The sequence below is a fragment of the Synechococcus sp. 60AY4M2 genome, from assembly GCF_002760375.1.
Taxonomy (GTDB): domain Bacteria; phylum Cyanobacteriota; class Cyanobacteriia; order Thermostichales; family Thermostichaceae; genus Thermostichus.
This window is the reverse complement of the sequence record NZ_AUMZ01000001.1, coordinates 2,094,749-2,102,901: the sequence shown is the minus strand read 5'-3', so window position 1 is coordinate 2,102,901 and position 8,153 is coordinate 2,094,749. Positions and strand designations below refer to the sequence as shown.

The 8,153-nt window shown below is 61.1% G+C and carries 11 protein-coding genes; 5 read left to right on the top strand and 6 right to left on the bottom strand.

All coding sequences use genetic code 11. The features are described from left to right. From SYN60AY4M2_RS09290 to SYN60AY4M2_RS09280, 3 genes are all read left to right on the top strand, one after another. Positions 1–315, top strand: a 315-nt coding sequence (locus tag SYN60AY4M2_RS09290; RefSeq protein ID WP_143597009.1) for a zinc ribbon domain-containing protein, incomplete at its 5' end; no start/stop codon positions are given. A 288-nt stretch (positions 316–603) separates the two neighbouring features. After that, positions 604–1,110: a class I SAM-dependent methyltransferase gene (locus tag SYN60AY4M2_RS09285; RefSeq protein ID WP_011431366.1), complete on the top strand. Its 507-nt coding sequence runs from the start codon at positions 604–606 to the stop codon at positions 1,108–1,110. Positions 1,111–1,132: 22 nt separating this feature from the next. Next, on the top strand, positions 1,133–2,242 hold the full coding sequence (locus SYN60AY4M2_RS09280) for a HAMP domain-containing sensor histidine kinase (RefSeq protein ID WP_011431367.1): 1,110 nt from the start codon (positions 1,133–1,135) through the stop codon (positions 2,240–2,242). A gap of 77 nt (positions 2,243–2,319) precedes the next feature. On the opposite strand, the gene SYN60AY4M2_RS09275 is transcribed toward SYN60AY4M2_RS09280, so the two are convergent. From SYN60AY4M2_RS09275 to SYN60AY4M2_RS09260, 4 genes are all read right to left on the bottom strand, one after another. After that, entirely contained in the window at positions 2,320–2,874 is a 555-nt protein-coding gene (locus SYN60AY4M2_RS09275) for a response regulator (RefSeq protein ID WP_240527801.1), read from the bottom strand. A gap of 289 nt (positions 2,875–3,163) precedes the next feature. Beyond that, positions 3,164–3,505, bottom strand: coding sequence for a DUF3007 family protein (locus tag SYN60AY4M2_RS09270; RefSeq protein ID WP_099812760.1), 342 nt, complete (start codon positions 3,503–3,505; stop codon positions 3,164–3,166). A 27-nt stretch (positions 3,506–3,532) separates the two neighbouring features. Next, a complete protein-coding gene (gene ndhL, locus SYN60AY4M2_RS09265; protein WP_011431370.1) occupies positions 3,533–3,754 on the bottom strand; it encodes an NAD(P)H-quinone oxidoreductase subunit L in 222 nt (73 codons plus the stop codon). A gap of 108 nt (positions 3,755–3,862) precedes the next feature. After that, positions 3,863–4,267, bottom strand: a complete 405-nt coding sequence (locus SYN60AY4M2_RS09260) for an NIL domain-containing protein (protein WP_011431371.1) — start codon at positions 4,265–4,267, stop codon at positions 3,863–3,865. A gap of 198 nt (positions 4,268–4,465) precedes the next feature. Here SYN60AY4M2_RS09260 and SYN60AY4M2_RS14095 point away from each other — a divergent pair, with 198 nt between their 5' ends. Together SYN60AY4M2_RS14095 and SYN60AY4M2_RS09255 are read left to right on the top strand one after the other, a co-directional pair. Beyond that, a complete protein-coding gene (locus SYN60AY4M2_RS14095) occupies positions 4,466–4,630 on the top strand; it encodes a hypothetical protein (RefSeq protein WP_168173329.1) in 165 nt (54 codons plus the stop codon). Positions 4,631–4,641: 11 nt separating this feature from the next. Further along, complete coding sequence (locus SYN60AY4M2_RS09255) at positions 4,642–7,041, top strand: endonuclease MutS2 (protein WP_099812759.1); 2,400 nt, start codon at positions 4,642–4,644, stop codon at positions 7,039–7,041. 135 nt (positions 7,042–7,176) lie between these two features. Here SYN60AY4M2_RS09255 and SYN60AY4M2_RS09250 read toward each other — a convergent pair whose 3' ends face one another. After that, the gene (locus SYN60AY4M2_RS09250) at positions 7,177–7,428 is read right to left on the bottom strand and encodes a hypothetical protein (RefSeq protein ID WP_240527800.1); all 252 of its coding nucleotides are present in this window, start codon (positions 7,426–7,428) and stop codon (positions 7,177–7,179) included. Positions 7,429–7,564: 136 nt separating this feature from the next. After that, the gene (gene ureB / locus SYN60AY4M2_RS09245; RefSeq protein ID WP_099812757.1) at positions 7,565–7,972 is read right to left on the bottom strand and encodes an urease subunit beta; all 408 of its coding nucleotides are present in this window, start codon (positions 7,970–7,972) and stop codon (positions 7,565–7,567) included. Between the last annotated feature and the right edge of the window lie 181 nt (positions 7,973–8,153).

Genomic DNA, 8,153 nt, shown 5'->3' with positions numbered 1-8,153 from the left:
CAAGCCAAGAAGAAAAACGTGGTTGTCGTGGAAGTATCGGAAGCGTACACCAGCAAAACCTGTACCAAGTGCGGGCACATCCACACCAAGTTGGGTGGCGCAAAGGTGTTTCGATGCCCAAAGTGCAACCATAGGCTACCACGAGATTGGCAAGGCGCTCTGGGTGTTATGCTCAGGGCTTTGCGGGATACCGCCTTTCTGTTTGGACTCCGTCCGAGTAGCGCGGTCGCGTCAGCATCGCGTAGTGACAACGGAAACGGACAGAATGCTATCGCTTCACCGCTGAGCAGTAATGCTCAGCAGTGTTCAGCGTAAATGTATCAGGTACAGATCTCAGACCAACCCCAGTGTAGAGTTTGCAGCTAAGAAACCCCAAAAATCCTCAGCAAGACTCCGGCACGGACGGAAAACTGCGCTCCCAGCCATAGCGGTCTGGAAGAGCCTCCCCAGCACCTCAAGGTGCCAACTGCGCGATAACAACAGAACCGCAAAATCTAAGATTGAGAACCCCAATCCCTGCCACCGTGCTTTCTGCTCTCTCCGCAAAAGAGGCGGCAGCCAAGGGATCCTAAAATAGGGGGAAAGCTCTCTCCCGGCTCCACCGTGGCACCTCGTGGTTTCAAACCCATTCAGAACCGCTCCGGTAGGGAGAGCCTGGCTCCCTACGTGCGCACCTTGCCCCTGGTGATCGACGCCATGCTGGATCTGGCGCAGGTGCGGGGCGACGATCTCCTCTACGACTTGGGCTGTGGGGATGGCCGCATTCCTATCCGGGCAGCCCAGCGCTGCGGCACGCGGGGCCTGGGGGTGGATATCGACCCAGAGCGCATCCTAGAGGCACAGCAGGCGGCCCAAGCCGCTCAGGTTCAGGATCGGGTCAGTTTTCGGCAGCAGGACTTGCTCACCCTGGATCTCTCGCCAGCGACGGTGGTGACCTGTTATTTGCTGCCCCGCTCCCACCTGCTGATTCGAGACAAGCTGCGCAGCGAGCTCCGGCCTGGCGCCCGCCTGGTCACCCACACTTTCGATATGGGGGATTGGCCGCCCACCGCCACCACCACCGTGTCAGATGTTATCAACACCTACACCATCTATCTCTGGCGGATTTAGCCCCCACTTTTTGCCAGCCCTCTTGACTTGCCTGTTCGCTCCTGGCCTAATTCAACTCAGCCCTCTCTCCCGTTCCCCCTTGAGACGCCGTCTACTTGAGTTCTGGCGCCGCCGCTTCCCCCACAGCCTGCGCACTCAGGTGGCGCTGGTGATTGCCAGCCTTTCCTTTGTCCCCAACTTGGTTTTCATCCTGTCGGTGCAGTGGATCCTCCCCGGCACAGAGCTCAGCCCCGAGGGATCTGTCCTGCTGCTGCTGTGGATCCCTTTGCTAGCAGGGCTATCGGCAGTGGTGGGCTATGTCCTGTCTTCCCTAATCTTGCGGCCCCTCACCTTGCTGGCCCGCGAGCTGGGCCATCTGGAAACCTTAATTAGCCAGCCGGCCCGTTGGAATTTGCTGCTCCGCCCCGGGGATCCCCAAGAGGCTTTGATCCTGCGCCAGGCCTTTGCCCATCTGCTGCGCCAGATCCAGATTGACCAATTGCGGCGGGAAGCCTTTACCGCCACCTTGGTGCATGACCTGAAAACCCCTCTCATTGCCTTTGGGCATTTGCTAAGTGCCCTCAAGCAGGAGCAGCAGTTGCAGCCGGAAGAGCGGCTTGCCCTGCTGGATCGCATCTTGCAGGAGAACCAACGCAATCTGTCCCTGGTGCAGCGGATGGTGGAGGCCCACCGCCTAGAGCGGGGCGAGATCGAGCTACATCCTCGTCTTTGCGATCTGGGATCCCTGGCCCGACGGGTGGCCGAACGCATGGGATCCCTGGCCCGAGAACGGGGGATCGACCTGCGAGTGGAGGGAGAAGGGTGGGCCAATGCCGATGAGGCCGAGCTGGAACGGGCGCTGGTGAACCTGGTGGACAATGCCTTGCGCTACGCCCGCCAGGTGGTGGTGCTGACCATCAGCCCTCGCCAGATCCAGGTGCGGGATGACGGGCCCGGCCTGCCGGCTCCCCTGGAAGAGCTGGCCCAGCCCTACATCGCCCAACCCATTCACATCGCCGGCCAGCACTACCCGACCGGCTCAGGAGGTCTGGGGCTGTACATCGCCAAACGTATCCTGCAAGCCCACGGAGGAGACTTGTGTTTGGTGGAGACGGGATCCCAGGGCACGACCCTAGCGCTGGTGCTGCCCTGATCCCCAACCCCGCCAGGGGAGAAAAGCGCCCAAGGGATCCCCTCTGCTTCGCGTTAGTGGTGTGGAGCGCTTGCAGCTCACTCGACAGGGCGGCCCCGATACATCAATCGATACTTTGCCGGCGGGGGCGCAGCCGTTTGCTCTTGGCGTTCTTCTGTTGCAACGGACGGGGAAGGAGGGGGGCTGTCTTTTTCAGACCACAAACCCAGCTGCTCGAGAACCGCGTGAAGAGCTTCCGTGTCGATGGGAAAAGACCACCTGGCTGCCTTGTAAATTTGCTCGAGGGAGTGGAGAATGTCGTCGGCTTCGGCCAAACCGGGGATCACCTCGGCTGCCCCCTGGTAAATGGCCCAGCGCCGCTCTGCCGGCTCGATGGGGCGACGAGGGTAATGAGTGAGAATCACAGGGATATCCGGAAGCCGGCTCCGACACTCTCGACAAAAGGCATAGGGGTTAAACAGCCCCGTCGTCATATCCACCACCATCAGATCCGGAGAATGAGTTGCCGCCACCTCCACCAGATCTGCCTGAGGAGAAACCAGCACCACTGTATGGCGCTGAGACTCCAGCACCAGCTTCCAGAGCTGGGCTTGCAAAAGCTGACCCTGAGCCACCAGAACGGTCTTGGTCACGGTGAGCAGAGAAACGACTTGCCTTAGTTCACAACTTTGCCTACGGCGCAAGGTAGCATTTCCAATAGAGAAGAAACAGTAACTAGCTATACCGGTAGTGCTGGGCTGACCCAGCCGCTTGGATACGTAAACTACCCGACTCCGACCGCCCCTCCTTCCCCCCCAACCCCCCGTATATGGGGGCAGGGGGGCGGGGGGATTGAGGGGGTACAGTGCGGGGCTCCTGCAGTTTCTAGCTGAAACTCCACCGATCTGCGACAAGTTTTTGGGTACAGCTTGCCCGGCGGCCTCAGCACTTGCCTTGCTCGGTCAAACCACCCTCAGCTTCCTCTTCGGTTTCGGAGGCCAGCTCGGCCTGCAAGGCCTGCCACTCCTCCGGGGAGAGGGAGTGAAGTTTTTCTTGGATTTGCTGCCTCTCGAAAGTGGCCCACTGGGCCTTCAGAGTCATTTCCCTGCTCAACACCCGCTTCAGGTAGCCCACCGTCCAGCCCAGGCATCCCAGCAGAAACACCACACTCGACGCCTGCTGCGCCGCGCCCGTATCTAAGCCGGCCCAAAGCAGCAGCCCGTAGAGAAGTCCTCCCCCCAAGAGCAGGGCTAGGCCAATGCCGAGAACATCCCGTCTGCGCATGGCTGGTAGGTTGCAGAAGGGCGAGCTCTAGAGCGAACGCGGCTTGGGCCGAAACGTCATGAAGGGAGCCACGAGCACCATACCGGGGAAGAAAAACAAAACTAGGAAAAACATCAACACCTTTTCCCAGGCACCGCTGTAGTTCCAGCGCTTGTCCACGTACACCAAAAACAAGAACGGCAGCACCAGCAGGTAGAGAACTGCTAGCGCAGCATAGGTCAAGCCAATGAGCGTCGAGGTAGAGAGCATATCCAGTTGCCTCGAATTAACCTGGGCAAATCCAGTCCAATCGGGGTCATATTACAGCATTGTAATAGTGAATGAACTTGTCGGCTTAGCCGGCTCTTCGCCTCATCGCTATAAACTCGTGCTGATGGCCCCGACAGGGCAGGTGGGGATGCATTGTTCGCACATAACACAGCGATTACGCAGAAACTCCAGTTTCCAGTCGGGAGCGGAAATCTTCAGTGCCTCGGTGGGGCAAACGCCCGTACACAAGCCGCAATCCACGCACAAATCTGGGTCGATCTGAATTTCTTTAGCCCGCTCGGCCACCTCAATGCCCAAAGACTGCACCCACTCCAGCCCCGCCTCCACCTGGTCGATATCTCCCGAGAGCTCCACCACCAGGGTGCCCACTTCGTTAGGGGTTACTCTGGCACGGACGATGTTGGCGGCTACATCGAAGTCTTTCGCCAGACGATAGGTGAGGGGCACATTCACCAAGTGGCGAGGAAAAATCAGGGTCACTCGTTTGCGCACGGATTTGACTTGCGTAGCTGAGGTACGACGACTCTTCCAGTATGCCAAGGCCGACTGCCAAGTTCGGCCATACTGCAAGCAAAAAATCTCCCCTCACCGGCAGAACAGATGGGGTGCTTTCTCGCCTGCCCGCAGGTTGGAAGCTATGAAAGGCGCCCCGCGGCCTGCCACAATAGGGGCAGAGCGTCTTCGATCCCCATGAACTCGGCCCGGCCCCGTCTCAACTCCGAGCACTACCGACAGATGTTGGTGCGCGATGGTGAGCGTCGCTTCCGCGAGTGGCACACTGCCTTTCTCAACTACCAGCGGCAGTTTTTGCAAGAGATGAAGCGGCTGCAGCTCCGTTCTTCCTCGAATGGCTAATTTCTTCAGGAATGCCTACGCCCACTACTTTCAACCTGCTGCCGATCTGTTCTGAGCCCGATCCTTCCCTCCGCCAAGAAACTTTGGAATTGTTGGAGTGGCCCCGCCTCTGCCAACACTTGGCCAGCTTTGCCGCCACACCCCTAGGCCGCCGCGCCTGCCTAGAGCTGGATCCCTGGCGGAGCCGCGCCGAGAGCGAGGTCTGTCTTGATCAAACGGAGGAGGCCATCCGGCTGGATTGCAGCCAGCCAGGGGGGATTTCTCTGGACGGGATCCACAACTTGCTGCCGGCCCTGGAACGGGCCGAACGGGGGGGCATTCTGAGCGGGGAAGAGCTGGTGCAGATTGCCACCACCTTGGGGGCTGCTCGCCGCCTTCGCCGACTCATCGATGCTGACGAGCGCCTGCCCCGCCTGCAGGAGTGGGTGAGCAATCTGCGCACCTATCCTGAGCTAGAGCAGGAGATCTTCCGCTGCCTGGACGAACACGGCGAGGTGAGAGATAGCGCCAGCGCCGCCCTGGCAGACCTGCGCCGTCAGCACCGCCAGTACCGCAGCCAGATCCAAGAACGCCTACAACAGGTGATGAGCCAGCACCCCCAGGCGCTGCAGGACACGTTGATTGGCCAGCGGCAGGGGCGCTTTGTGCTGATGGTAAAGGCCACCCATCGGGATCTCATCCGCGGCATTGTGCACGACAGCTCTGCCAGCGGGGCCACCCTCTATGTAGAGCCCTACGCTGTGGTGGAGCTAGGCAACCGGCTGCGGGAAACCCAGGCCCAGATCCAGGCGGAGGAAGAGCGGATCTTGGCCGCCCTCTCGGCCCAGGTGGGATCTGTTGCCGAGGATTTGGAGCATCTGCAGGCGGTGATGGTGGGGCTGGAGGTGGCGTTGGCTCGCGCTCGCTACAGCCTTTGGTTGGGGGGCAATCGCCCCCAGTTTGTCCCGGCAGGATTGCGCCTGCGCCAAGCTAGGCACCCCTTGCTTCTGTGGCAGTCTCGCGAGGAAGGCAAGGGCCCGGAGGTGATCCCGATCGATTTCACCCTCTCGGAGTCCATCCGCGCCGTGGTCATCACCGGCCCCAACACTGGCGGCAAGACGGTTGCCCTGAAGACCTTGGGGCTATTGGTGCTTATGGCCAAGGCGGGGATCTTCCTGCCCGCCCAGGATCCGCCCCAACTGCCCTGGTTCGACGGGGTCTATGCCGACATCGGCGACGAGCAATCGCTGCAGCAAAGCCTCTCCACTTTTTCCGGGCATATTCGCCGCATCAGCCGCATCGTGCAAGCTTTGCAGTCGGAGCCGGCGCCGGCCCTTGTTCTGCTGGACGAGGTGGGGGCAGGCACGGATCCCAGCGAGGGCGCGGCCCTGGCTGCCGGGCTATTGGAGTATCTCGCCGAAAAGGCCCTGCTGACCTTGGCCACCACCCACTACGGCGAGCTGAAGGCTCTGAAATACCAGCATCCCGGCTTTGAGAATGCCTCGGTGGAGTTTGACGAGGCCACCCTGGCCCCCACCTACCGCCTGCTGTGGGGGATCCCTGGTCGCTCCAATGCCTTGGCCATCGCCCGGCGGCTGCACCTGGAGCCGGAGATTCTGCGGCGGGCGCAGCAGCATCTGCAGGGGGAAAGCCAGGTGGATAAGGTGATCGCGGGGCTGGAGGCGCAACGGGCCCAGTTGGAAGAGCGGGCCGCCCAGGTGGGATCCCTGCACCAAGAGCTGGAAACCCTGTACCGCCAAATGCAGCAGCGCAGTCGGCAAATGGCTGAGCGAGAGGCGCAACTGGAGTACCGGCAGCAACAGGGGCTGCAAGCCCTCTTGGCCGCCGCCCGCCGGGAGGTGGCCGCCGCCGTCCGCAAGCTGCAACAGGGGGACGATCCCCAGCAGGTCGCTGCTGAGCTGGAGCAGATTCGCAGGCGCTACTCGCCGCCGCCGCCGCCCCTTGAGACTGAGTTCGTGCCAGAGGTGGGGGATCGGGTGCGGCTGCGGGGCCTGGGACAGACGGGAGAGGTCATTGCCGTCGAAGGAGAGGTGTATGTGGTGCGCAGCGGCATTCTCAAGTTCACGGTGCCGCGGGGCCAGTTGGATCCCATCGATGAACATCAGGCCAAACAGCGCCAGCGCCCCAAAGCTCCTCCTTCCCCACCGCCCACCACTGCTCCCCTGAACCTGCGCACCAGCCGCAACACCCTTGACCTAAGGGGGAAAACTGTAGCCGATGCCGAGGCGATTCTGGAACAGCACTTTGCCCAAGCCCCTCCTGGCCCGGTTTGGATCATCCACGGCCACGGCACGGGACGCCTGCGGGCCGGCGTCCAGGCCTACCTCCAAAATCACCCGCGTGTCCAGAGGTTTGCCCCAGCGGATCCCCAGGACGGCGGTACGGGTGTGACTGTGGCCCACCTGCGGTGAGGGTCAGGCTGTTTCAAACTCCCTGACAGTCGTTTCAAACAAGGTTAAGGCACTTTGCCGCTGGCCTTCACCCGCCCCTCTTCCTCAGGGGGAGAGGGAAGCTGAAGCTCCACGAACAGGCTGTTTGGTAACTGTTCAAACTTGACTTTGGAGCGCCGCTGCCGAGCTGACGGGCTGGGATCCCGCTTGGCGGTGCCGACTTTGCCAAAGCCAGTAGGCGCGCAGCAGTTGGCTATCTCCAATTAACTTGAGCATCACCGCCACCGTCGCGCCGGTCCAGCAGAGGGGGCCGAAAGTGGCACCTGCTGCTGCCAACAGGGCCAACCCGGAAAGATTCAGCCCCAAGCCCTGTACCCACATCCACCAAACAGTCTCACGCTCTAACATTGGCCAGATCCCAGAGGAAGAATTGGATAGCCCTACTCTCTTGAATCTGAGGTGGGATGGGGATGTGGCCAAGCCTCAGCCCAGATGCCCAAAGCTGCATACTTCGAGGGGCGTTATGTCCATAGCGCTTAACCACCTAGCCCATCCACTCCTGCAATCGAGCCAGGGCCCGCCGCTTTTGCGTTGCAGAGCGGACGCTGCTCTTCGTCAGCCGGTTGCAGCCATGCACCAGACCCTTGCCTCCCAGCGCCACCAGAGTGACCCGCTGGGTTTGCCCCGGCTCAAAACGCACCGCTTGGCCGGAAGGGATGTTGAGGCGCCTGCCAAAGCTGGCGGCGCGATCCAACACCAGGGCTCGGTTGACCTCAAAAAAGTGAAAATGGGATCCCACCTGAATGGGCCGATCCCCCCGGTTGGTGACCTCCAGCATCCCAGTGGCCCGTCCGACATTGGTTTGGATGGGATCCTCTGCCAGCAGCAGCTCTTCCGAGATCGGGGCTGGTTCAGGGTCGGCAGCAGGCGTGGCTTTGGATTTGCGAGCCATGTGACATCCTCTCCCGCTAAGCCCTGACGGGCTGTAGACGGGAGCTTCCGAGAATCACTTCCCGGAGTTGCTGCTTCAACGGACTGGTAAACCAGGATCCTCCACAGCCAGAGAGCGGCAGTCCCACCGCCCTGAGTCCACGCTTCAAAATCTCGATAGCAGCGTTCAAGTCTCTGTCCCA

What these genes read in the sequence shown, in the direction of transcription:
- SYN60AY4M2_RS09270 (WP_099812760.1), bottom strand. Translation starts at nt 3,505, where the DNA reads ATGCGCAGACGGGATGTTCTCGGCATTGGCCTAGCCCTGCTCTTGGGG.
- ndhL (WP_011431370.1), bottom strand. Translation starts at nt 3,754, where the DNA reads ATGCTCTCTACCTCGACGCTCATTGGCTTGACCTATGCTGCGCTAGCA.
- SYN60AY4M2_RS14095 (WP_168173329.1), top strand. Translation starts at nt 4,466, where the DNA reads ATGAACTCGGCCCGGCCCCGTCTCAACTCCGAGCACTACCGACAGATG.
- SYN60AY4M2_RS09255 (WP_099812759.1), top strand. Translation starts at nt 4,642, where the DNA reads ATGCCTACGCCCACTACTTTCAACCTGCTGCCGATCTGTTCTGAGCCC.
- SYN60AY4M2_RS09250 (WP_240527800.1), bottom strand. Translation starts at nt 7,428, where the DNA reads ATGTTAGAGCGTGAGACTGTTTGGTGGATGTGGGTACAGGGCTTGGGG.
- ureB (WP_099812757.1), bottom strand. Translation starts at nt 7,972, where the DNA reads ATGGCTCGCAAATCCAAAGCCACGCCTGCTGCCGACCCTGAACCAGCC.